Origin of the sequence: Mycobacterium alsense, from assembly GCF_002086635.1 — a bacterium.
In the GTDB taxonomy this organism is placed as follows: domain Bacteria; phylum Actinomycetota; class Actinomycetes; order Mycobacteriales; family Mycobacteriaceae; genus Mycobacterium; species Mycobacterium alsense.
On sequence record NZ_MVHD01000014.1, the window covers coordinates 1 to 21,892 of the forward strand.

At 71.5% G+C, this 21,892-nt stretch carries 22 protein-coding genes; 11 read left to right on the plus strand and 11 right to left on the minus strand.

Annotated elements, in window-relative coordinates:
* Positions 1-44 precede the first annotated feature (44 nt).
* Positions 45-923, minus strand: a complete 879-nt coding sequence (locus tag BST11_RS10560; protein ID WP_083137938.1) for a hypothetical protein — start codon at positions 921-923, stop codon at positions 45-47.
* 2 nt (positions 924-925) lie between these two features.
* Positions 926-1,444 carry a mycothiol transferase gene (locus BST11_RS10565; protein WP_083137939.1) on the minus strand — a complete coding sequence of 173 codons (519 nt, stop codon included), beginning with the start codon at positions 1,442-1,444 and terminating at the stop codon, positions 926-928.
* Between the two features lie 215 nt (positions 1,445-1,659).
* Here BST11_RS10565 and BST11_RS10570 point away from each other — a divergent pair, with 215 nt between their 5' ends.
* From BST11_RS10570 to BST11_RS10585, 4 genes are read left to right on the plus strand one after another with little or no spacing between them, the layout of a single operon-like run.
* Complete coding sequence (locus BST11_RS10570; protein ID WP_083137940.1) at positions 1,660-3,411, plus strand: N-acyl-D-amino-acid deacylase family protein; 1,752 nt, start codon at positions 1,660-1,662, stop codon at positions 3,409-3,411.
* A gap of 38 nt (positions 3,412-3,449) precedes the next feature.
* A complete protein-coding gene (locus BST11_RS10575) occupies positions 3,450-4,877 on the plus strand; it encodes a PPE family protein (protein WP_083137941.1) in 1,428 nt (475 codons plus the stop codon).
* Between the two features lie 30 nt (positions 4,878-4,907).
* The gene (locus BST11_RS10580; protein ID WP_083137942.1) at positions 4,908-5,309 is read left to right on the plus strand and encodes a hypothetical protein; all 402 of its coding nucleotides are present in this window, start codon (positions 4,908-4,910) and stop codon (positions 5,307-5,309) included.
* 18 nt (positions 5,310-5,327) lie between these two features.
* On the plus strand, positions 5,328-5,888 hold the full coding sequence (locus BST11_RS10585; RefSeq protein ID WP_083137943.1) for a carboxymuconolactone decarboxylase family protein: 561 nt from the start codon (positions 5,328-5,330) through the stop codon (positions 5,886-5,888).
* Here the strand turns inward: BST11_RS10585 and BST11_RS10590 are convergent.
* Complete coding sequence (locus BST11_RS10590) at positions 5,877-6,710, minus strand: SDR family NAD(P)-dependent oxidoreductase (protein WP_083137944.1); 834 nt, start codon at positions 6,708-6,710, stop codon at positions 5,877-5,879. The genes BST11_RS10585 and BST11_RS10590 overlap by 12 nt on opposite strands.
* An 85-nt stretch (positions 6,711-6,795) precedes the next feature.
* Positions 6,796-8,421, minus strand: a complete 1,626-nt coding sequence (gene groL, locus BST11_RS10595; RefSeq protein WP_083137945.1) for a chaperonin GroEL — start codon at positions 8,419-8,421, stop codon at positions 6,796-6,798.
* 223 nt (positions 8,422-8,644) lie between these two features.
* On the opposite strand from groL, the gene BST11_RS10600 reads away from it, so the two are divergent.
* On the plus strand, positions 8,645-9,139 hold the full coding sequence (locus tag BST11_RS10600) for a cupin domain-containing protein (protein WP_083137946.1): 495 nt from the start codon (positions 8,645-8,647) through the stop codon (positions 9,137-9,139).
* Here BST11_RS10600 and BST11_RS10605 read toward each other — a convergent pair.
* The gene (locus BST11_RS10605) at positions 9,124-10,557 is read right to left on the minus strand and encodes a flavin-containing monooxygenase (RefSeq protein ID WP_083137947.1); all 1,434 of its coding nucleotides are present in this window, start codon (positions 10,555-10,557) and stop codon (positions 9,124-9,126) included. The two genes, BST11_RS10600 and BST11_RS10605, sit on opposite strands and share 16 nt — an antisense overlap.
* Positions 10,548-11,030: a VOC family protein gene (locus tag BST11_RS10610; RefSeq protein ID WP_083137948.1), complete on the minus strand. Its 483-nt coding sequence runs from the start codon at positions 11,028-11,030 to the stop codon at positions 10,548-10,550. Before BST11_RS10610 ends, BST11_RS10605 begins: the two co-directional genes overlap by 10 nt.
* A gap of 57 nt (positions 11,031-11,087) precedes the next feature.
* Here BST11_RS10610 and BST11_RS10615 point away from each other — a divergent pair, with 57 nt between their 5' ends.
* From BST11_RS10615 to BST11_RS10635, 5 genes are all read left to right on the plus strand, one after another.
* A complete protein-coding gene (locus BST11_RS10615) occupies positions 11,088-12,038 on the plus strand; it encodes an SDR family NAD(P)-dependent oxidoreductase (RefSeq protein WP_083137949.1) in 951 nt (316 codons plus the stop codon).
* 21 nt (positions 12,039-12,059) lie between these two features.
* Positions 12,060-13,277 (plus strand): molybdopterin molybdotransferase MoeA, encoded by a 1,218-nt coding sequence (moeA, locus tag BST11_RS10620; protein WP_083137950.1) that lies wholly within the window; start codon positions 12,060-12,062, stop codon positions 13,275-13,277.
* Positions 13,278-13,377: 100 nt separating this feature from the next.
* On the plus strand, positions 13,378-14,100 hold the full coding sequence (locus tag BST11_RS10625; RefSeq protein ID WP_083137951.1) for a phosphatidylserine decarboxylase: 723 nt from the start codon (positions 13,378-13,380) through the stop codon (positions 14,098-14,100).
* The gene (gene pssA / locus BST11_RS10630) at positions 14,097-14,960 is read left to right on the plus strand and encodes a CDP-diacylglycerol--serine O-phosphatidyltransferase (protein WP_083137952.1); all 864 of its coding nucleotides are present in this window, start codon (positions 14,097-14,099) and stop codon (positions 14,958-14,960) included. The genes BST11_RS10625 and pssA overlap by 4 nt, the downstream gene beginning before the upstream one ends.
* A complete protein-coding gene (locus BST11_RS10635) occupies positions 14,960-17,134 on the plus strand; it encodes an AAA family ATPase (RefSeq protein ID WP_083137953.1) in 2,175 nt (724 codons plus the stop codon). The genes pssA and BST11_RS10635 overlap by 1 nt, the downstream gene beginning before the upstream one ends.
* Here BST11_RS10635 and BST11_RS10640 read toward each other — a convergent pair.
* The gene (locus BST11_RS10640) at positions 17,108-17,704 is read right to left on the minus strand and encodes a TetR family transcriptional regulator (RefSeq protein ID WP_083137954.1); all 597 of its coding nucleotides are present in this window, start codon (positions 17,702-17,704) and stop codon (positions 17,108-17,110) included. The genes BST11_RS10635 and BST11_RS10640 overlap by 27 nt on opposite strands.
* Positions 17,705-17,725: 21 nt before the next feature.
* Here BST11_RS10640 and BST11_RS10645 point away from each other — a divergent pair, with 21 nt between their 5' ends.
* Positions 17,726-18,547, plus strand: coding sequence for a DUF2867 domain-containing protein (locus tag BST11_RS10645; protein WP_083137955.1), 822 nt, complete (start codon positions 17,726-17,728; stop codon positions 18,545-18,547).
* Positions 18,548-18,584: 37 nt separating this feature from the next.
* Here BST11_RS10645 and BST11_RS10650 read toward each other — a convergent pair whose 3' ends face one another.
* Genes BST11_RS10650 through sodC form a run of 4 tightly spaced genes read right to left on the minus strand, consistent with a single transcriptional unit; the run spans position 18,585 to position 21,881 of the window.
* The gene (locus BST11_RS10650; protein ID WP_083137956.1) at positions 18,585-19,403 is read right to left on the minus strand and encodes an enoyl-CoA hydratase-related protein; all 819 of its coding nucleotides are present in this window, start codon (positions 19,401-19,403) and stop codon (positions 18,585-18,587) included.
* A 12-nt stretch (positions 19,404-19,415) separates the two neighbouring features.
* Complete coding sequence (locus BST11_RS10655) at positions 19,416-20,060, minus strand: LON peptidase substrate-binding domain-containing protein (protein WP_083137957.1); 645 nt, start codon at positions 20,058-20,060, stop codon at positions 19,416-19,418.
* The gene (locus BST11_RS10660; protein ID WP_211284693.1) at positions 20,060-21,199 is read right to left on the minus strand and encodes a glutamate--cysteine ligase; all 1,140 of its coding nucleotides are present in this window, start codon (positions 21,197-21,199) and stop codon (positions 20,060-20,062) included. The genes BST11_RS10655 and BST11_RS10660 overlap by 1 nt, the downstream gene beginning before the upstream one ends.
* A complete protein-coding gene (sodC, locus tag BST11_RS10665; protein ID WP_083137959.1) occupies positions 21,180-21,881 on the minus strand; it encodes a superoxide dismutase[Cu-Zn] in 702 nt (233 codons plus the stop codon). The genes BST11_RS10660 and sodC overlap by 20 nt, the downstream gene beginning before the upstream one ends.
* Between the last annotated feature and the right edge of the window lie 11 nt (positions 21,882-21,892).

Sequence of the window (21,892 nt, forward strand, 5' to 3'; positions counted from 1 at the left end):
CCTGGGCGGCCTCCGGAAGCAGGCCCGTCCGACCGCCCCATGGTCTATAGCGACTGAGGCGCCGGCCGGGCCTGCTTCCGGAGGCCGCCCAGGACCGCGACCAGCACCCCCAACCCGATCAGCGCGGCCCCGGCGACCAGCGTCAGGGTGAGCCACTGGCGCAGGTCGGCCTCGGCGCGGGCGATCATCGCCTCGGCGATCTGGCGGACGTTCCCGGTGGTTCGGTTCAGCGCGTCGTCGACGTAGGGGCCGCCGGCCTCGATGCCGGCCCACCCCGCCGCGCCGACGAGCAGCGCCGAGACGCCGAGGCCCGTCAGGGCCTGGCCCCGGTGGCGGGAGGCCGCCACCGTCAGCAGCGCGAAGAGGCCGGTGAGGGCGGTCGCGCCGATGCTCACCCAGGGGCTCCAGGCGGCCAGCCGGCTCAGCTGTCCCTGCCGCAGCGACCCGGACGTTGCGGGCATGGACACGGTGATCGGGACCGTCAGGTGGGCGGGCGGCGTCACGTGGTGGCGGCTCAGCACCCGCCGAAACGCGTCGTCGTCGAGCATCGGGGCCACGTCGACCACCCACTGGTCGCCGCCGGCGCGCGGATCGGTGAACAGCCAGCCGTGCGCGACCCGGTTCACCCGGGCGAACAGCGGCGGGAACGACGGACCCGCCGTGAACGCGCTCGCGGCGTCGTGCACCTCGGCGCCGTCCACCGGGTAGCGGCCGCCGCCGCGCTCGGCGACGAGCGCCATCGCGCGGGTGCTCAGCTCGGACGCCATGGCCGACTGCAGGGCGGGGTCGGCGGCGGCCCGCTGCGCCAGCGCGGCGTAACCGTCCTCGCCGACCACGTTCAGCTGCCCCCACACCGCGGGCACCGCCACGCCCAGCGCGATGGTGGTGGCCAGCCACAACGCCGCGGTCCCCGCGAATCGCACGCCTAGAACCTGCTGAATCCCCGCACGTAGGCGGCCTGGCCGAGGTGCTGGGCGCAGTCGTCGATGATGCTGACCAGCCGCGCGCTGGCCGTCACGGGCGGGTCCCAGTTGGTGTCGACGACGCGCGCCAGCTCTGCGGCGGTGACGCCGGCGACGTACTCGAGGGTCAGCTCGTGCACGGCGTGGTAGTAGCCCGACAGCAGCCCCGCGGGCGCCCTGACCTTCGCGACCTCGTCGGGGCCGTGGCCGTAGCCGGTGTCGTTGCGCGGCAGGTCCAACCCGAACCGGTCCACCCAGCCGTCGCGGATCCACACCTGCTCGACCCCGGCCACGTCGGCCAGCTGGATGTCCTGCACCCGCGCGCTGTGCCAGATCAGCCAGGCGATGCTGTTGGTGTTGGGGGTCGGGCGGTAGCTCGCGGTCTGGTCGGACAGCCCGTCGGTGAGCTCGTCGACGTGCTCGATCAGCCGGGTGAAGGCGTCGCGAAGCAGCTCCCGGGCCGCAGCATCAGATTCAGCCATGGTGCAAAGCTACCGCCCCGTGAAAGACGGCTTCGGCGTTGTTGCCGTCGGGATCGCGGACGAACGCACCGACATACCCGGGGTGGCACTCGGGCCGCAGCCGCGGTGCGTGCAACGATTCGGCGCCCAGCCCCACGTCGGCGCAGCGATTCCGATGCGGCCGATCACGGAAGAGATCCTGGCACGACCCACCGGCGCGGTCGTAGATTATTTAGATGACCTACGACCTCATCATCCGCAATGGCACCATCGTCGACGGGCTGGGGGGCGAGCCGTTCGTCGGGGACGTGGCGGTCCGGGACGGGGTCATCGAAAGTGTCGGGCCGGACGGTGCGCTCGGCGGCGCCACCGCGCGACGCGAGATCGACGCCACCGGGCTGCTGGTCACGCCCGGGTTCGTCGACCTGCACACCCACTACGACGGCCAGTCCATCTGGTCGGAGCGGCTGACGCCGTCGTCGGCGCACGGGGTGACCACGGTCGTGATGGGCAACTGCGGGGTCGGCTTCGCGCCGTGCCGCCAGGCCGACCACGACGTGCTGGTCGACGTGATGGCCGGGGTCGAGGACATCCCCGGCGTCGTCATGACCGACGGGCTGCCCTGGACCTGGGAAACCTTCCCCGAATACCTCGACGCGCTGGACGCCGGCAAGCGTGACATCGACGTGGCCGCCTACCTGCCGCACTCCCCGCTGCGGGTCTACGTGATGGGTCAGCGCGGCGCCGACCGCGAGCCGGCCACCGCCGAGGACCTCGCGAAGATGCGGGCGCTGGCCAAGGAGGCGATCGAGGCCGGCGCGCTGGGTTTCGCGTCGTCGCGGCTGACGATCCACAAGACCGAAAGCGGCTCGCCCATCCCCAGCTACGACGCCGCGCGCGAGGAGATCGAGCAGATCGCCCGCGGCGTCGTCGACGCCGGCGGCGGCCTGCTCCAGTTCGTGCCCGACATCCCGTCCGGCGGCTACCAGCCGGTGCTGCAGACGGTGTTCGACGTCGCCGAGGAGGTCGGGCTGCCGGTCACGTTCACCCTGGTCGTCGCGAACGCCGGGGACCCGACCTGGCCGGACGCCATCACCATGGTGGAAAAGGCGAACAGTGCCGCCGGTGGCGACGACGTCCGCGTCACGGCGCAGCTGCTGCCCCGCCCGATCGGGCTGATCATCGGCCTGCAGCTGAGCGCCAACCCGTTCGTGCTCTACCCCAGCTACCGCGAGATCGCCCAGTTGCCGCTGGCCGAACGGGTGGCCGAGATGCGCAAACCGGAGGTCCGCGCCCGGATCCTCGCCGACAAGCCCGGGGTCGGGCACCCGATCCTGTACGTGGCGCAGATGTGGGACTGGATCTTCCCGCTCGGCGACGACCCCGACTACGAGCCCGACCCGTCGACCAGCATCGGCGCCCGCGCCCGCGCCCGCGGCGTGGACCCGATGGAGGAGGCCTACGACCGGCTGCTCGACGACGACGGCCGCGCCATGCTGTTGGTCGCGACCAGCAACCTGCAGGGCAACTCGCTGGACACCGTCGGGGAGCTGCTGCACCGCGACGACGTGGTGCTCGGGCTCGGTGACGGCGGCGCCCACTACGGCATGATCTGCGACGCCAGCTACTCGACGTACTTCCTGGCCCATTGGGCGCGCGACCGCAAATCAGGGCGGTTCACCGTGCCGGAGGCCGTCCGCGAACTCACGTCGGTGCCGGCCCGGGTGGCCGGGCTGGGCGACCGGGGACGCGTCGCGGTCGGCTACAAGGCCGACCTCAACGTCATCGACCACGCCGGCCTGCGGCTGCACAAGCCGGTGATCACCTACGATCTTCCGGCCGGCGGCCGGCGCCTGGACCAGACGGCCGACGGCTACGTCGCGACGATCGTGTCGGGCCAAATAATCGCTGAAAATGGCGTTCCCACGGATGCTCGGCCCGGAAAGTTGGTCCGCGGGCGAAAGCCCGCCCCGGTACCTGCTCGATAACGCCACGAAGGGCCCCCTTTCCCGGTTAAGTTGGGTCAGTGACGAGCCCGCATTTTGCGTGGTTGCCGCCAGAAATCAACTCGGCACTAATCTTCGCCGGTCCCGGGGCGGCGCCGTTACTTGCTGCGGCCGAAGCATGGGACGGGCTGGCCGAGGACCTGGCGTCGTCGGCGTCGTCGTTCTTCTCGGTGACGTCGGATCTGGCAAACGGGTCGTGGCAGGGCGCGTCGGCGGCGGCGATGATGAGCGTCGCGACCCAGTACGTGAGCTGGCTCAGCGCGGCCGCCGCGCAGGCCGAGGCGGCGGCCGGCCAGGCCGCGGCCATCGCGGCGGCGTTCGAGACGGCGGTGGCGGCCACCGTGCAGCCCGCGGTGGTGGCGGCGAACCGCGCCCTGGTGCAGGCGTTGGCGTCCACCAACTGGTTCGGTTTCAACGTCCCGGCGATCATGGACACCGAGGCCGCCTACGAACAGATGTGGGCCGCGGACGTCGCGGCGATGTTCGGCTACCACGCCGACGCGTCGAGCGCCGCCGCGCAGTTGGCACCCTGGCAACAGGTTTTGCAGAAATTGGGCATCACATTCAAGGACGGCCAACTCAACCTCAGCTTCCCCGGGACCTCCGGGGGGAATTCAAACCTCGGTTACGGCAACAGCGGCGGGCAAAACCTCGGCTCCGGAAACTCGGGGAGCAACAACATCGGCTGGGGCAACCTGGGCAGCGGAAACATCGGCTTCGGCAACACCGGGAACAATGACTTCGGCATCGGCCTGACCGGTAATAACCAGTTCGGCTTCGGTGGTTTCAATTCGGGCACCGGCAACATCGGTTTGTTCAATTCCGGTAACAACAACATCGGTTTCTTCAACTCCGGAAACGGCAACTTCGGCATCGGGAACTCGGGGAATTACAACACCGGCTTCTTGAATTCCGGGTCGATAAACACGGGATTCTTCAACAATGGCGCCGGCAACACCGGCTTCTTCCAGGACAACGCGCTGACGGGCCCGGGCAGCGCGGAGTCCATGGTCAACTCGAGCCACTACGTCACCGGCGGGGTCGGCGCGGCCAACCTGAGCTCGAGCCTGCTGAACTCCGTCAACGCGTCGACCGGCGCCCTGACCCCGGCCGCGGCGAGTTCGGGCCTGCTCAACCCGGGCGCCGCCGCCTTCAGCGGTCCGCCCGACGCGAGCGCCGTCGCGGCCGGCGGCGGATCGGGCCACGCGGGTTCGGGCGTCAGCGCGGCGGGCGGGCCGACCCCGACCCCGCCCGCGCTGCGGACCACGACGGCGGCCCCGTCGGGCTTCTTCACCGCCGGCGGCGCCGCCGCGGGCGACCCCGGCTTCCGCGGCGCGGCGGCCAGCACGCGGGAACCGGCCATACCCAACTCGGGCTTCTTCAACAAGCCCGACCGCGCCCCCGACGCGCCCGAGCCGGGCATCAGGCTGCCGGACATGCCCGAGTAGCTCCCCGCCCGTCGGGCCTATTCTCGAATCATGCGCACGAAGAAGAGGGTGGACTTCGAGCGGCTGGCCGCGGCCCTCGCCGACTTCCCGTTCGCGTACCTGATCACCGTCGACGACGGCTACCGCGTGCACACCGTGACGGTGGAACCGACGCTGCGCGAGGCGACCCTGGACGTCGGGCTCATCGGCGGACGCACTCGGCAGAACCTGGCCCGGCGCCGCGACGTCACCCTGCTGTGGCCGCCGACCGAGCCCGGCGGCTACTCGCTGATCGTCGACGGCAGTGCCGAGGTGACGAACGGAGACGACGAGACCGCCCGCCTGGGGGTCCTGCCCACCCGGGCGCTCCTGCACCGCGAAGCCGACGCCGACTCCCCCGGCGCCGCCAAGGGTTGCCTGCACGACTGCGTGGTGTTCTCGCTGCCCGCGTGAGGCCGTACAGTCTCATCCGTGAGCCGCGTCGCACCGCTCGCTCCGCCGTGGAGCTCAGAAGATGCCGCGGCCATCAACAGCTGGGGTCACCCGGATCGCACCTACGAGCCGCTGCTTCTGGTCCGTTGCCTGCAGCGGCATCCGGCGCTGGCCAGCCGGCTGCGCAAACTCGGTGAATCCCTTTACGTCGCAGCGCTTTTGCCGCCGCGGACGCGCACGATCGCGATCCTGCGCACCTGTGCGCTGCTGCGCTGCGAGTACGAGTGGGGCGGGCAGGCCGCGTTCTGGGGTCCGATCGCGGGCGTCAGCGACGACGAGTGCGACGCGCTGGTGTTGGGCGGCCCCGACGACCCGCGCTGGAGCCCCGACGAGCGGGCCCTGATCGCCGCGGTCGACGAGCTGGAGCGCGCCGGCTCGTGGTCGGAGGCGACCTGGGCGTCGCTGGGGGCCTTCCTCTCCGACGAGCAGCGGATCGAGCTGCTCACCGCCGTCGGCTGGTACCGCACCATCGCCACGCTGTGCAACGCGCTCGCGCTCGGCTTGGAGGGCTGGATGCGGCGGTGGCCCTCAGGTCGCTGACGCCGAGCGATCCCGTTTGAGGCCGGGGTGCTGGCTTCTCAGCAGCGGCAGCAGCAGCCGTCGCGGCATGAACTGGAACAGCCTCGTGCTGAGGCGGCTCGGCAGCCCGGCGATCACCGTTCCGCGGTCGTGTTCGAGCGCGTCGACCCCGATGCGCGCGACCTCGCGCGAGGGCTTCCACATGAACTTCGGGAACGCGTCGGCAAACTCCCGCTCGTCCATGCCGGCCTTCACCAGGAACTCGGTGCGCACCGGCCCGGGGCACAGCAGCGCCACGGTCACCCCGGTGCCGGCGAGCTCGGCGCGCACGCCCTGGGTGTAGGTGTTCACGAACGCCTTGGTGGCGGAGTAGCCGGCCTGCCCCGGGAAGGGGTGGTAGCCCGCGGTGGAGCCGACGTTGAGGATCGCGCCGCGGCCGCGCGGGACCATCCGCTGGACGGCGCGGGTGGTCAGGTCGATGACCGCCTCGACGTTGACCCGGACCTGGGCGATCTCGTCCCCGACGGGTGTTTTGGTCACCGATCCGATGGTGCCGAGGCCGGCGTTGTTGACGAGGATGTCGGCGGTCAGGCCGCGGCGCTCGACCTCATCGAGCAGCCCGGCGCGGGCTGCCGCGTCCGCGACGTCGCAGGCGATCACCTGGACCTTCGAGCCGCGGCCCGCCAGTTCGTCGGCCAGTTCGCGCAGCCGGTCCTCGCGGCGCGCGACGAGCGTGACGCCGTGACCGCGGGCGGCGAGCTCGCGGGCGATGTCGGCGCCGATGCCCGACGACGCCCCGGTGACGACGGCGGTGCCGGTGGGTGAGGGAGTCGGAAGAGCCACGCGGTTAAACGTACAGGCGCGAAAAAGCCCGGTCCCCGCACGGGACCGGGCTTTCTCGGTGCTTGGACCTTTTCGGCTCCTGGACTCAGAAGTCCATGCCGCCCATGCCGCCGGTCGGGTCGCCCGCGGGAGCGGCGGCCTTCTCCGGCTTGTCGGCGACGACGGCCTCGGTGGTCAGGAACAGGCCCGCGATGGACGCCGCGTTCTGCAGCGCCGAACGGGTCACCTTCACCGGGTCGGCGACGCCGGCCTTGAGCAGGTCCTCGTACTCGCCGGTGGCGGCGTTCAGGCCGGTGCCGGTGGGCGAGTTGCGGACCTTCTCGGCGACAACGCCGGGCTCCAGCCCGGAGTTGAAGGCGATCTGCTTCAGCGGGGCCTCGAGGGCAACGCGCACGATGTTCGCACCGGTCGCCTCGTCACCGGAGAGCTTCAGCTCCTCCAGGACGGGGGCCGCCTGCAGCAGGGTCACGCCACCACCGGCGACGATGCCCTCCTCGACGGCGGCCTTGGCGTTGCGCACCGCGTCCTCGATGCGGTGCTTGCGCTCCTTGAGCTCCACCTCGGTGGCGGCACCGGCCTTGATCACCGCAACACCGCCGGCCAGCTTGGCCAGGCGCTCCTGCAGCTTCTCGCGGTCGTAGTCGGAGTCGCTGTTCTCGATCTCGGCGCGGATCTGGGCCACCCGCCCGGCGATGGCGTCGGAGTCACCGGCGCCCTCGACGATGGTGGTCTCGTCCTTGGTGACGACCACCTTGCGGGCCTTGCCCAGCAGCGAGACGTCGGCGTTCTCCAGCGTCAGGCCGACCTCCTCGCTGATGACCTGACCACCGGTGAGGATCGCCATGTCCTGCAGCATCGCCTTGCGGCGGTCACCGAAGCCGGGGGCCTTGACCGCCACCGACTTGAAGGTGCCGCGGATCTTGTTGACGACCAGGGTGGAAAGCGCCTCGCCCTCGACGTCCTCGGCGATGATCAGCAGCGGCTTGCCGGCCTGGATAACCTTCTCCAGCAGCGGCAGCAGGTCCTTGACGGTGGACACCTTCGAGCTGACGAGCAGGATGTAGGGCTCCTCGAGGACGGCCTCCTGACGCTCGGCGTCGGTGACGAAGTAGCCCGAGATGTAGCCCTTGTCGAACCGCATGCCCTCGGTGAGCTCGAGCTGCAGGCCGAAGGTGTTGGACTCCTCGACGGTGATGACGCCCTCGTTGCCGACCTTGTCCATCGCCTCGGCGATCAGGTCGCCGATCGACTGGTCGCCCGCGGAAATCGCGGCGGTGGCGGCGATCTGCTCCTTGGTCTCGACCTCCTTGGCGGTCTTCAGCAGGGTCTCGGTGATCTTCTCGACCGCCTTCTCGATGCCGCGCTTGAGGCCCAGCGGGTTGGCGCCGGCCGCGACGTTGCGCAGGCCCTCGCGCACCAGCGCCTGGGCGAGCACCGTGGCCGTCGTCGTGCCGTCACCGGCGACGTCGTCGGTCTTCTTGGCGACTTCCTTGACCAGCTCGGCGCCGATCTTCTCGTACGGGTCCTCCAGCTCGATCTCCTTGGCGATGGACACGCCATCGTTGGTGATCGTGGGGGCGCCCCATTTCTTCTCCAGGACGACGTTGCGGCCCTTGGGGCCCAGCGTCACCTTTACCGCGTCGGCGAGGCTGTTCAGGCCCCGCTCGAGGCCGCGACGGGCCTCCTCGTCGTACGCAATTGTCTTGGCCATTGCGAAGTGATTCCTCCGGATCGGGAATGAAACAAGGGTCACCGGGTGGCGGTCACCCCGTTACTTACGCTGGCCGGGCGCAGTGCCCGCGACGGACGACCAGGCTGGTCTCACCGTCCCGACCTAGCACTCGCCGGTCGCGAGTGCCAACGTCATTATTAGCACTCGCCTATGCCGAGTGCAAGGACGGGCCGGCGGCCCGGGGCGGGGCCACACTGGAACCATGTCCCTCGCCGTTCCGCCCTACCCGCCGCCCCGCTACACCAAGGACGAGCCGGAAGTCAGCGCCTGGCTCAAGCGCGCCGACCAACCCCCCGACTACGAAACGTCCGCCACCAGGTACCACTACCTGGCCAATCAGCGGGCCACCGGCGGTGACTACGGCCTGTACCGGGTCGACATCGCCCCGGCGGGCGGCGGGCCCGGACCGCACTTTCACCGCGCCATGTCCGAGGCCTTCTTCGTCCTGTCCGGGACGATGAGGCTCTACGACGGCACCGCGTGGGCCGACGGCCACCCGGGTGACTTCCTCTATGTGCCGCCCGGCGGGATCCACGGCTTCCGCAACGAGGCCGACGAGCCGGCGTCGATCCTGATGCTGTTCGCGCCCGGCGCGCCCCGGGAGGCCTACTTCGAGGGCCTGGCGGCGCTGGCCGACATGCCCGACGACGAGCGCCGGGAGTGGTTCGTCCACCACGACAACTACTGGATCCAGTAGTCCGCGTCGACCATCGCCCGGGTGCGCTCGTAGAACGTCCGGCCGCTGTAGGGCAGTTGGGTGACGACCTTGCCGCTGGGGTGCCGGAAGTAGTTGGTGCACGCCAGCCAGACCTTGCCCGCCATGGCCGCCTGGATCTCGTCGTTGTAACGGCGCTGCGCCGCAGGGGTGACCTCGACCGTGCGGGCCCCGCGGCGCCCCAGCGCGTCGAGGATGTGGCGGACGAACGTCGTCTGCGCCTCGTGGATGTACAGGATCGAGTTGACGCCGTTGGTGTTCGGGCCGTACAGCGTGAAGAAGTTCGGATAGCCGGCGATCAGCGTGCCGAGGTAGGCCTCGGCTCCCCCGCTCCATTCGTCGCGCAGGCGGCGGCCGCCGGTGCCGTACACGTCGATGCTCGCCAGGTAGTCGGCGGCCTTGAACCCGGTGCCGTAGATGATGGTGTCGACGCGGTGCTCCACGCCGTCGGCGGTGCGCACGCCGCGCTCGGTCAGCCCGGCGATGGCGGTCGTCTCGAGGTGGACGTGCGGCAGCGCGAACGTGGGGTACCAGTCCCGCGACATCAGCGGGCGCTTGCACCCGGCGGGATAGTCCGGCGTCAGCTTGGCGCGCAGCTCGGGGTCGGCCACCTTGCGCATCAGGTAGCTGCGGGCCAGTTCGGTGGCCTCGAGGGTCTGCGCGGCGTCGACGTCGAAGCTGGAGGACTCGTACGCGTCGAAGGCCTCGTCGCGCAGCTTGCGCGCCGCCGCGGGGTTGCGCTCGAACTCCTCGTGCTGCTCCGGGGTGAACGGGAAGTCGAAGCGGGGCGCGATCCAGATCGGGGTCCGCTGAAACACGGTGAGGTGCGCGGTCTTCGGCGCTATCGCGGGCACGTACTGGACCGCGCTGGCGCCGGTGCCGATGGACGCCACCCGCTCCCCGGCCGTCGATTTGCTGTGATCCCAACGGGCCGAGTGGAATTGGCGGCCGCGAAACCGCCGCGCCCCGGGGATGTCGGGAATGTGGGGCACGTCGAGCATCCCGACCGCGCTCACCACGATATCGAATTCGTGCTCGCGCCCGTCGTCGGTTGTCAGCGTCCACCTGCGCGCGGCGTCCGACCACCGCGCCGTGGTGATCGTGGTGTGCGGGCGCAGGTGCGCGGCGAGGCCCTGGTCGGCGGCGACCTTCTCGAAGTAGGCGAGGATCTCGGGCTGGTCGGCGTAGGTCTTGCTCCACCGCGGGTTGGGCGCGAACGAGTACGAGTACAGGTGCGAGGGGACGTCGCAGGCCGCGCCCGGGAACGTGTTGTGCCGCCAGGTTCCGCCGAAGCCGTCGGCGCGGTCGAAGATCGTGAAATCGTAACCGCCGCCGGCCAGTTCGATGCCCATCGCGATGCCGCCGGCACCGGCACCGATGACGCCGACCTTCAGTCCCATTGGGAGAAGTACGGTCGTTCGGGCCGGGTCTTTTCCACCAGGATGAACACGACGCCCCACGGGTCGGCGAACCAGGTGGTGCGGACCCGCGCGACGTCGGCGATCCCGCTGACGAGGAATCGGACGCCCTTGCGCTCCAGCTCCGCCCGGGTCGCGTCGATGTCCTCGCAGACCAGGCCGACGTGCGAGAGCCCGTGCTCGGTGAGGGCCCCGCGCCGGCCCGGGCCCTCGGCGCCGTCCGCTTTGAGGTATTCGATCACCTCGAGCACCCGGTCCCCGTCGCCGGGGAACCCGACGATGGCCGCCTTCATGCTCGGGTCGGACACCAGCTCACCCATGTCGTCGCGAATGGCATTACCGCTCATGACGTACGGCGGCGACAGCACACGCAGGCCCAACACGTCGCGGTAGAACGCCACCGCCGCCTCGCAATCCGGAACGCACACCCCGGAGTGGGCCAACCCGGTAATCACGTTCTCGACTTTACGTCGGCGGGCACCGGATCGGGGACCATGAGTAGTTTTGGGCGCATGGCCGCAACCGAAGCACGCAACACACCTTGGTCGGAGGGCGACGTGGGGGACCAGGTCGGCCGCGTCGCCGTCGTCACCGGGGCCAACACCGGCATCGGCTACCACACCGCCGCGGTGCTGGCGTACCGCGGCGCCCACGTCGTGCTGGCCGTGCGCAACCTGGACAAGGGCAACGCCGCCCTGTCGCGCATCGTCGCGGCCGGGGGCCACGGGGCCCGAAAGGTAGACGTCACGCTGCAGGCGCTCGACCTGAGCTCGCTGGACTCGGTGCGCTACGCGGCCGACGCCCTGCGCGCGGCCTACCCGCGCATCGACCTGCTGATCAACAACGCCGGCGTGATGTGGACGCCCAAGCAGCTCACCGCCGACGGCTTCGAAATGCAGTTCGGCACCAACCACCTCGGCCACTTCGCGCTCACGGGGCTGCTGCTCGACCGGATGCTGGGGGTGGGCGGCTCACGGGTGGTGACGGTCAGCAGCCTCGGCCACCGGTTGCGCGCCGCGATCCACTTCGACGACCTGCAGTGGGAGCGCCGCTACGACCGGGTCGGCGCCTACGGCCAATCCAAGCTGGCCAACCTGCTGTTCACCTACGAGCTGCAGCGCCGCCTGGCGGCCCGGCCGGAGGCGAAGACGATCGCCGTGGCCGCGCACCCCGGCGGCTCCAACACCGAGCTGACCCGCCACCTGCCCGCTATCGTCAGGCCCGCCGCGGTGGTGCTCGGGCCGGTGCTGTTCCAGACCGCGGCGATGGGCGCGCTGCCGACGCTGCGCGCGGCCACCGACCCGACGGTCGAGGGCGGGCAGTACTACGGCCCGCGCGGGTTCGCCGAGCAGCGGGGCCACCCGAAGCTCGTCCGGTCCAGCGCACAGTCGCACGACGAAAAACTGCAGCGGCGGCTGTGGGCGGTTTCCGAAGAACTCACCGGCGTCCGCTTCCCGGTCTGAGGGGAGGCCGATAATGGCCGGGTGCGTTCAGTCGAAGAGCATCAGCGAGTCGTAGCCGAGATGATCCGCGCCCGCCCGGCGGTCGCGGTTCCGCTGGCCCAGTCCCAGGGGCTGGCGTTGGCCGACGACGTGGTCGCGAGGCTGGCGCTTCCGGTTTTCGACAACTCCGCGATGGACGGCTACGCGGTGCGCGCCGAGGACACCACCGGCGCCACGGCTGAACGGCCGGTGGTGTTGCCGGTCGCCGAGGACATCCCGGCGGGGCGCACCGATGAGCTGACGCTGCAACCGAAAACGGCGCACCGCATCATGACCGGCGCGCCGCTGCCCGCGGGCGCGACGGCCGTCGTCCCGGTCGAGGACACCGACGGCGGGGTGGACTCGGTGGCGATCCGCGCGCCCCGCGGGCCCGGCAAGCACATCCGCCGGGCCGGCGAGGACGTCGCGCCGGGCACCACGGTGCTGCGCAAGGGCCAGGTGGTGACGCCGGCCGTGCTCGGGCTGGCGGCGGCGCTGGGAATGGCGGAGCTGCCGGTGATTCCGCGTCAGCGGGTGCTGGTGATCTCGACCGGGTCGGAGCTGGTGGTGCCGGGCGACTCGCTGCGGCCGGGCCAGATCTACGAGTCCAACTCGATCATGCTGGCCGGGGCGGTGCGCGAGGCCGGCGCCGAGGTGACCGCCGTGGCGACCGCCGAAGACGATGTCGCACAGTTCGGTTCGCTGCTGGACCGCTACGCGGCGGACTGCGACCTGATCATCACCAGCGGCGGTGTCAGCGCCGGGGCCTACGAGGTGGTCAAGGACGCGTTCGGCCGCGAGGGCGGCCAGGGAGTGGAATTCGTGAAGGTGGCCATGCAGCCGGGCATGCCGCAGGGGCTGGGCCGCGTGCGCACCGAGGGAGGCGGCGCGACGATCGTCACCCTGCCGGGCAACCCGGTCAGCGCGCTGGTGTCCTTCGAGGTGTTCCTCCGCCCCGCGCTGCGCCGGGCGATGTGCCTACCCGACCCGGAGCGGCCCCACCGGTCGGCGGTGCTCACCGAGTCGCTGACGTCGCCGCGCGGCAAGCGCCAGTTCCGGCGCGCCATCCTCGACCACGACGCGGCGAGGGTCACCAGCTACGGGCCGCCCGCGTCGCACCACCTGCGGTGGCTGGCGTCGGCGAACGCGCTGCTGGACATCCCCGAAGACGTCGTCGAGGTGGCCGAAGGGACCGAGCTGCAGGTCTGGGACCTGAGCTAGCGGCGATGGCCGACAACGCGGGCCGTCGTCCGATCCATGTCCCACGCTTCGTTGCCCGTGCGCGCCCTCGCCAACCACCGGCGCTCCGTAAGATGGCCGCGTGGCAAGACGCCCTCCCACCGTCGGCCCGACCGCCGAGGACCCGGCCTTCAGCCCGCAGCACGCGTTGGAGTTGGTGCGCTCCGCGGTTCCGCCGGTGCACCCGGCCGGCCGCCCGTTCGTCGTAGCCGGCCTGGTCACGGCCCTGGCGGGACGCAACCACCGGTGGCTGCGGCGGGCGGGCCTGCTGGCCGCCGGCGCCTGCGCGGCGTTCTTCCGTCACCCCCCGCGGGTGCCGCCCACCCGGCCCGGCGCGGTCGTGGCCCCCGCCGACGGTGAGGTCTGCGTCATCGACGCCGCGGCCCCGCCCGCGGAGCTCGGCATGGGCGACGCGCCCCGGCCCCGGGTCAGCATCTTCCTGTCGCTGCTGGACGCGCACGTGCAGCGCGCCCCGGTCAGCGGCGAGGTGGTCGCCGTGCAGCACCGCCCGGGCCGCTTCGGCTCGGCCGACCTGCCCGCGGCGAGCGCCGACAACGAGCGCACCAGCCTGTGGCTGCGCACCGACACGGGCGCCGACGTGGTGGCGGTTCAGATCGCGGGGCTGCTGGCGCGCCGCATCGTCTGCGACGCCCGCGTCGGGGACAAGCTGTCGGTCGGCGACACCTACGGTCTGATCCGGTTCGGTTCCCGGCTGGACACCTACCTCCCGCCCGGGGCGGAACCGCTGGTGCGGGTGGGCCAGCGCGCCGTCGGCGGCGAGACCGTCCTGGCCGAGCTGTCATGACCGGCAGGCCCCGCGGCAGGCGGGGGATGAACCTGCAGATCCTGCCCAGCGCGATGACGGTGCTGTCCATCTGCGCGGGATTGACCTCGATCCGCTTCGCCCTGCAACACCAGCCGGTGCCCGCGATGTCGCTGATCGTCGCGGCCGCCATCCTGGACGGGCTCGACGGCCGGGTGGCCCGCATGCTCGACGCCCAGTCGCGCATCGGCGCCGAGATCGACTCGCTGGCCGACGCGGTGAACTTCGGGGTGACGCCCGCCCTCGTGCTCTACGTGTCGATGCTGTCCAAGTGGCCGGTCGGCTGGGCGGTGGTGCTGCTGTACGCGGTCTGCGTGGTGCTGCGGCTGGCGCGCTACAACGCCCTGCAGGACGACGGGACCCAGCCCGCCTACGCGCACGAATTCTTCGTCGGGATGCCCGCGCCCGCGGGTGCCGTCTCGATGATCGGCCTGATGGGACTCAAGCTGCAGTTCGGCGAGGGCTGGTGGACCTCGGTGTGGTTCCTGTGCATCTGGGTGACGGGGACGGCGATGCTCATGGTCAGCGGGATCCCGATGCGAAAGATGCACACCGTGCGGGTGGCGCCGAACTACGCCACCGCCGTGCTGCTGGTGCTGGTGCTCTTCGCCGCCGCCGCGGTGCTGCAGCCCTTCATCACGATCTGGGTCATCATCGTCGCCTACCTGTGCCACGTGCCCTTCGCGATCCACACCAAGCGCTGGCTCGACAAGCACCCCGAGGTGTGGGACGACCAGCCCAAGCAGCGCCGCGCCGTCCGGCGCGCGAACCGCCGGGCGCAGCCCCACCGCCGGTCGATGACACGGCTGGGGCTGCGGAAGCCGAGCGGGCGCACCAGATGATGCCCGGCCCCGGCGGGGCGCGCCAGCTCACCCTCACCGCCCGGCTCAACACCTCCGCCGTCGACTCGCGCCGCGGCGTGGTTCGGCTGCATCCGAACGCCGTTGCCGCCCTTGGCATCCGGGAATGGGACGCGGTGTCGCTGACCGGGTCGCGGACCACGGCCGCGGTCGCGGGCCTGTCCGAACCGGACACGCCGGTCGGCACCGTGCTGCTCGACGACGTGACGCTGTCCAACGCCGGGCTGCGCGAGGGCACCCCGGTGATCGTCAGCGCGGTCACCGTCTACGGCGCGCGGTCGGTGACGCTGTCCGGCTCGGCGATGACCGCGGCCTCGCTCAGCCCGGTCACCCTGCGCCAGGCGTTGCTGGGCAAGGTGATGACCGTCGGCGACGCGGTGTCGCTGCTGCCCCGCGACCTGGGGCCCGGCACGTCCACGTCCGAGGCCACCCGCGCGCTCGCCGCCGCGGTCGGGATCAGCTGGACCTCGGAGCTGCTGACCGTCACCGCGGTCGACCCCGAGGGGCCGGTCAGCGTGCAGCCGAACTCGTTGGTCACCTGGGGAACCGGCACCCCGCCGGGGGCGCGCCCGCAGCTGAACACCGGCGCCCCGGCGATCCTGGTCGAGGAACTCAAGGGTTCGCAGCCGCAGGCCGCGAAGCTCGCCGAATGGCTCAAGCTCTCGCTCGACGAACCGCACCTGCTGCAGACCCTGGGCGCCGGCACCAACCTCGGCGTGCTGGTCTCGGGACCCGCGGGCGTGGGCAAGGTGACGCTGGTGCGTGCGGTGTGCGATGGCCGCCGATTGATCGAACTGGACGGCCCCGAGGTGGGCGCGCTGGCCGCCGACGACCGGCTGAAAGCCGTTGCCGCGGCGGTGCAGAGCGTGCGGGACGGCGGCGGCGTCCTGCTCATCGCCGATGCCGATGCCCTGCTGCCGGCCACCGCGGAGCCGGTGGCCGCCCTGATCCTGGGCGAGCTGCGCACCGCTGTCGCCACCCCCGGCGTCGCGTTGATCGCCACGGCCGCGCGCCCCGACCAGCTCGACGCCCGGCTGCGCGCCCCCGATTTGTGCGACCGCGAACTCGGCCTGCCGCTGCCCGACGCCGCCACCCGCACGGCGCTGCTGGAGGCGCTGCTCAAGCCGGCGCCGACCGGCGATCTCGATCTCGACGAGATCGCGGGGCGCACACCGGGATTCGTCGTCGCCGATCTCGCCGCGCTGGTGCGCGAGGCCGCGCTGCGGGCGGCGTCTCGCGCCAGCGCCGACGGCCAACCACCGAAGCTGAATCAGGACGACCTCGTCGGCGCGCTGAGCGTCATCCGGCCGCTGTCCCGCTCGGCCGGGGAGGCGATGACCGTGGGCCTGCAACCGGGCAGCGTGACGCTCGACGACGTCGGCGACATGGCCGAGGCACGGCAGGCGCTGACCGAAGCGGTGTTGTGGCCGCTGCAGCATCCCGACCCCTTCGCCCGCCTCGGCGTCGAACCCCCGCGCGGGGTGCTGCTGTACGGCCCGCCCGGCTGCGGCAAGACGTTCGTGGTCCGCGCGCTGGCCAGCACCGGGCAGCTGAGCGTGCACGCCGTCAAGGGCTCCGAGCTGATGGACAAATGGGTGGGCAGCTCGGAAAAGGCTGTGCGCGAGCTCTTTCGGCGGGCCCGCGACTCCGCGCCCTCGCTGGTGTTCCTCGACGAGGTGGACGCGCTGGCACCCCGGCGCGGGCAGAGCTTCGACTCCGGTGTGACCGACCGCGTGGTGGCCGCGCTGCTGACCGAGCTGGACGGGATCGACCCGCTGCGCGACGTCGTGGTGCTGGGCGCCACCAACCGGCCCGACCTGATCGACCCGGCGCTGCTGCGCCCGGGACGGCTGGAGCGGCTGGTGTTCGTCGAACCACCCGACGCCGCCGCCCGCGGCGAAATCCTGCGCACCGCGGGGAAATCCATCCCCCTGAGCGACGACGTCGACCTCGACGAGGTGGCCGCCGGGCTCGACGGCTACAGCGCGGCCGACTGTGTGGCGCTGCTGCGGGAGGCCGCGCTGACCGCCATGCGGCGCTCCATCGACGCCACCCACGTGACGGCCGGCGATCTGGACGCGGCCCGCAAGGCCGTGCGACCGTCGCTGGATCCCGCGCAGCTGGAGTCGCTACGCGCGTTCGCGGAATCCTTCTAACACGGCGCGCGCCGACGCCGCCACGTCCTCCTCCAGCCATCCGGGCATCGGCGCGTCGTGGGCGTGGCGGCGGACGACGGCGTAGGGCAGGTCGGCGACCGCCCGGGCGACGGCGTCGACGCAGCGCGCCCGGCCGCTGCCGTACAGCTCCCGCGCCAGGGCGCGAACGCGTTCGTTCAGCGGCGCGTTCATCGCGGCGAGCGTCTTGCGGAAGGCCGCGTCGGGCTCGCCGTCGAGCAGGTCCGTCGGCCGGATGGTCAGCAGCAGCCGGGCGTCCTCGGGACGCTCGCGCGCGAAGCCGACCGCGGCGACGGCCATCGCGACGGCGGACTCGAGCGCGGTGTCGGCCGTCGCCGCCAACGCCCCGGCCTGGAAACGCTCGAGCGCGCGCAGCCAGGCCGCGGTGAGGATTCCGTCCCGGTTGCCGAACCGGTGATACAGCGTGCCCGCGGGCGCGCCGCTGGCGGCGGCGATCGCCGCGACGCTCGCGGCGCGCGGTCCCCCGTCGAGCACCAGCGCCCGCGCTGCGTCGAGGATCACATCGGTCGGGTGCTTCCGCGGCGGCGCCATGATCTAGTACATTCCTTCTATATGGAACGATTACCCTATATCGATGAGCATGCCATAACCGTGCCCGCGAGCCGCGAGGACACGTGGTCGGCGCTGCTGCGGGTGATGTGCCGGAATCCGGCTGACCCGTCGACGGTGCCGATCGGGTTCGTCCTCGACGAGGCGCGGGCGCCCGAGCTATTCGCGCTGAAGGGCCGCCACCCGTTCGCGGTCTACCGGTGGGTGTTCGAGCTGGACGCGCTGCCAAGGGGTGGGACGCGGTTGCGCGCCGCGACCCGGGCGGCCTTCCCGGGCATCCACGGCACTCTCTACCGGGCGCTGGTCATCGGCACGGGAGGCCACCGCGTGGTGGTGCGCAGGACGCTGAAACGCGTTGCGGCGGCGGCGCTCTCCGACCGGGCGCACATCGGCGAGACCGCGGCCGATTATGTGGACGTCTTCGAAGTGCCGATCGCCGGCGGCGACTTTCGCACCGCCGAAGAAACCTTTCGCGACGGGCTGGGCGCCAAACCGAGCCGACTCGGAGGCCTCGTCTTGTGGGTCCACCGCCACGTCCTGAGATTGCAAGTGGGTCCGTCGCCCAATCACATCATCGGCTGGCCGATCGTGCGTTCGGACCGCGACGAGCTGGTGCTGGCGACCGGCGGTCCGCTCATGCGCGGGGAGCTGACGCTGCGGCGTCACGACACTCAGCGCGCCGTCCTCACCACCCGGCTGCACTACCGCCACCGAATCGCTGCCCGGACAGTCTGGGCGATGGTCGGCCCCCTGCACCGGTTCATCGCACCACGGCTGATGGAACGCAGTGCCCGTCGTGGCCTGGCCCGATCGCCCGCCCCGTAGGTTTTGCCGGTCAAAAAGGGGTCGCCCGCGTCACCCCTCACGGCTCCGGCAGCGCGCTCCAGTCGGCGGAAAGCCGCGAGCTGAACCGCGGCGCCCGGCGATCCAGAAACGCGCTGACCCCCTCGCGGACGTCGGCGGTCCCCATAACCCGTAGGTGCAGCAGGGTTTCCAGCGACGCGACCTGTCGCGGGGTGTAGTCGTTGATGGCGGCGTCCCAGAGCAGCCGCTTGCACAACGCCGCCGACATCGGGGCCACGTGGGCCGCGATGTCGCGGGCCATCTCCAGCGCGTGGTCGAGCACCCGCTCGGCGGGCAGCGCCCGATTGGCGACGCCGAGCGTCACCGCCTCGGCACCGGTGAACGTGCGCCCGGTGAGCAGCACCTCGGCCGCCACCCCCAGGCTGGCCAGGTGCGCCAGCGTCCAGTGCGACATGCAGTCCGGGATCACGCCCCGGCGCACTTGCACCACACCGTATTTGGCGTCCTCGGCGACGATGCGGATGTCGGCCTGCAGGGCGATGGTCAGCCCGATGCCGATGGCGTGGCCGTTGAGCGCCGCGATCACCGGCTTGCGCAGCTCGAAGGCGGGCGGGTCGATCGGCGACGCGGAGAACGCGCTGTCGTCCGGCGGGGCGTCGAACGGCGAGATGTTGCCCGAGAAGTCCGCGCCCACGCAGAAGGCGCGCCCCGCTCCGGTCACCACGATGGCGCGGACGTCGTCGTCACCGTCGCAGTCCCGGTAGGCCTGGCTCAGCAGCCGGCCCATGTCGGCCGTGTAGGCGTTGAGGTGGTCGGGGCGGTTGAGCGTCAGCACCGCCACGCCCTCGTCGATGTCGATCGTCAGGTCGGCACTCATCGCCTGGCCCCCCTATTCGGACAGCTGGAACTCCACCATGTCGGCGAGCGCGTCGACGGCCTCGCCGAGCGCGGCAAGCCGATCCGCGGCCGACGGCGCCGACAACACCGCGTAGCGGTCGGCCGCGCCGATCGGGAGGCGCGCGGCCAGCGCGAACAGCCGCCGCCCGGGGTCGGCCGCATCGTCGTGCCGGTAGCCCAGCACCGCCTCGCGCTCCGGCAGCCGCGCGCCGCGGGCCTCGGCGATCCGCCCGAACACGGCGAGCACGCGGTCCTCGAGGTCGAGCAGCCCCGCCTCGCTCACCGCATCCCCGGGCTCGTCGGGCCAGACCGTCACCGTCGCGCGCGGGTACGGGTCGTCGGGCAGCCACCGCGACACCCGGATCCGCTCGCCGGTCCGGCAGCGCAGCGCGTACCGGCCCGCGCCGAGGTCGGCGTGTTCGGCGATCCGGGACAGCACGCCGACGTCGCAGCGCGAGTCGCCGCCGCCGACCTCGCGGCCCTGCGCGATCAGCACGACGCCGAACGGCTCGTCGCGCTGAAGGCAGCGCCGCACCAGCGCGCCGTAGCGGGGCTCGAAGATGCGCAACGGCAGGTCCTGGTCGGGCAGCAGCGCCGACTCGAGCGGAAACATCGCCAGCTCAACGGGATCGGCCATCAGATGTCCAACTCACCCACCAGCGCGTCGACGACGGCGCGCAGGTCGCCGTCGTGCTCCTCGGCCACCCGGCGCTGCCGCTGATACGAGGCGCCCAGCCGCGGGATCTCGGCCACGGCGGCCAGTTCGTCGCTGCAGTGCAGCGACGCGGCCACCGGCTCGAGCCGATTCAGCACGTCGTCGAGGTCCTCGGTGACCAGGCGCTCGTTGCTCTCGGCGTCCAGGATGATCACCGCGTCCAATCCGTAACGGGCAGCGCGCCACTTGTTTTCCTGAACATGCCAAGGCGGCATCGTCGGCAGGCTCTCGCCGGCGTCGAGCCTGCGGTCCAGGTCCACGACCAGGCAGTGGGTCAGCGCGACCAGCGCGCCGAGCTCGCGCAGGTTGGACACGCCGTCGCAGACCCGGACCTCCAGCGTGCCCAGGTGCGGCGACGGCCTGATGTCCCAACGGATCTCGTCCATGTGGTCGATGATGCCGGTCTTCTTCTGGTCGTAGACGAAACCCTCGAACTCCCACCATCTTTGGAAGTGAAACGGCAACCCGGCGGTGGGCAGCTGCTGGAACATCATCGCGCGGTTGCTGGCGTATCCGGTGTCCTCCCCGCCCCACCACGGCGAGGACGCCGACAGCGCCAACAGGTGGGGGTAGTACTTCAACAGCGAGGTCATGATCGGCATCACCTTGTTCGCCGACGAGATCCCGACGTGCACGTGCAGCCCCCAGATCAGCATCTGGCGGCCCCACCACTGGGTGCGTTTGATGAGCTCGGCGTAGCGCGGCGCGTCGGTCAGCTTCTGCGCGGACCACTGCGCGAACGGATGGGTGCCCGCGCAGAACAGCTCCATGCCGCGGTCCCGGACCACCTGACGGGCCGGGCGCAGCGTCTCGCGCAGGTCCTCCATCGCCTGCGCGGTGCAGTCACAGATGCCGCTGACCACCTCGACGGTGTTGCGCAGCAATTCCTTGTGCACGCGCGGGTTTTCGCCGATCTCGGCGATGACCGCGGTGGCCTCGTTGCTCAGGTCGCGGGTCTTCGCGTCGACGAGCGCGAACTCCCATTCGACACCGATGGTCGGCCGCGGCGAGGGCGCGAAATCGATACGGGCTCGGGGCCTGCTACCCGGCACCGATGACACCGCACGCCACCCGCTTGCCGGCGTCACCGGTGGCCATCGTCTCCTGGTCGGGACCCGGTGTTCCGTTGGCCTGGCTGTAGCGCTCCGGCGGGATGTTGGCGAAGTTGTCGGCGCCGGCGTGAATCATGATCGCGGTCTTCTCGCCGGCCAGCAGGTCGTCCATGGTGAACGCGTCGGTGGTGGTCACCAGCATCCCGACGCCGTCCTTGCGGACCTGGATCGAGGTCAAATCGCCGCTGGCGGGATGGGCGGAATGCCCGGGCACCTGGAAGTGGCCGCCCGCGGACAGGAAGTCGCCCGGCGCGCCCCCGGTCGGGGCCGTCGAATTGGCCTCGCACTTGCCCACCTTGTGGATGTGCACGCCGTGGAAGCCGGGCGTGAGGCGGCCGGCGCCCGAGGTCGCGATCGTGATCGTGGCGTAGCCGTTGGAGAAATCGAACTTGGCGGTCGCGACCTCAACCCCGTCCGGGCCCTTCAGCCGGGTGGTGATGCTGTGCGCCGCGGGTTGCTGCTCCGCGCCGTCGGTGCCCGACGCGGCCGTCGGCGGGTTCGACCCGGTCCATACCGCCGGCGTGGTGCCCGGGACCGTCGACGCGTGCTGGGGCGACGAGCACGCGCCCACCAAGGCCGCGATGGAGAGGGCGGACAGGGCGGCGGCAGCGGCGTTGCGGTGCTTGGGCATAACGAAGGGCA

Coding starts and splice junctions, on each gene's coding strand:
- BST11_RS10565 (WP_083137939.1), bottom strand. CDS start 1,444: ATGGCTGAATCTGATGCTGCGGCCCGGGAGCTGCTTCGCGACGCCTTC.
- BST11_RS10570 (WP_083137940.1), top strand. CDS start 1,660: ATGACCTACGACCTCATCATCCGCAATGGCACCATCGTCGACGGGCTG.
- BST11_RS10580 (WP_083137942.1), top strand. CDS start 4,908: ATGCGCACGAAGAAGAGGGTGGACTTCGAGCGGCTGGCCGCGGCCCTC.
- groL (WP_083137945.1), bottom strand. CDS start 8,421: ATGGCCAAGACAATTGCGTACGACGAGGAGGCCCGTCGCGGCCTCGAG.
- BST11_RS10600 (WP_083137946.1), top strand. CDS start 8,645: ATGTCCCTCGCCGTTCCGCCCTACCCGCCGCCCCGCTACACCAAGGAC.
- BST11_RS10605 (WP_083137947.1), bottom strand. CDS start 10,557: ATGGGACTGAAGGTCGGCGTCATCGGTGCCGGTGCCGGCGGCATCGCG.
- BST11_RS10615 (WP_083137949.1), top strand. CDS start 11,088: ATGGCCGCAACCGAAGCACGCAACACACCTTGGTCGGAGGGCGACGTG.
- pssA (WP_083137952.1), top strand. CDS start 14,097: ATGACCGGCAGGCCCCGCGGCAGGCGGGGGATGAACCTGCAGATCCTG.
- BST11_RS10635 (WP_083137953.1), top strand. CDS start 14,960: ATGCCCGGCCCCGGCGGGGCGCGCCAGCTCACCCTCACCGCCCGGCTC.
- BST11_RS10640 (WP_083137954.1), bottom strand. CDS start 17,704: ATGGCGCCGCCGCGGAAGCACCCGACCGATGTGATCCTCGACGCAGCG.
- BST11_RS10645 (WP_083137955.1), top strand. CDS start 17,726: ATGGAACGATTACCCTATATCGATGAGCATGCCATAACCGTGCCCGCG.
- BST11_RS10650 (WP_083137956.1), bottom strand. CDS start 19,403: ATGAGTGCCGACCTGACGATCGACATCGACGAGGGCGTGGCGGTGCTG.
- BST11_RS10655 (WP_083137957.1), bottom strand. CDS start 20,060: ATGGCCGATCCCGTTGAGCTGGCGATGTTTCCGCTCGAGTCGGCGCTG.
- sodC (WP_083137959.1), bottom strand. CDS start 21,881: ATGCCCAAGCACCGCAACGCCGCTGCCGCCGCCCTGTCCGCCCTCTCC.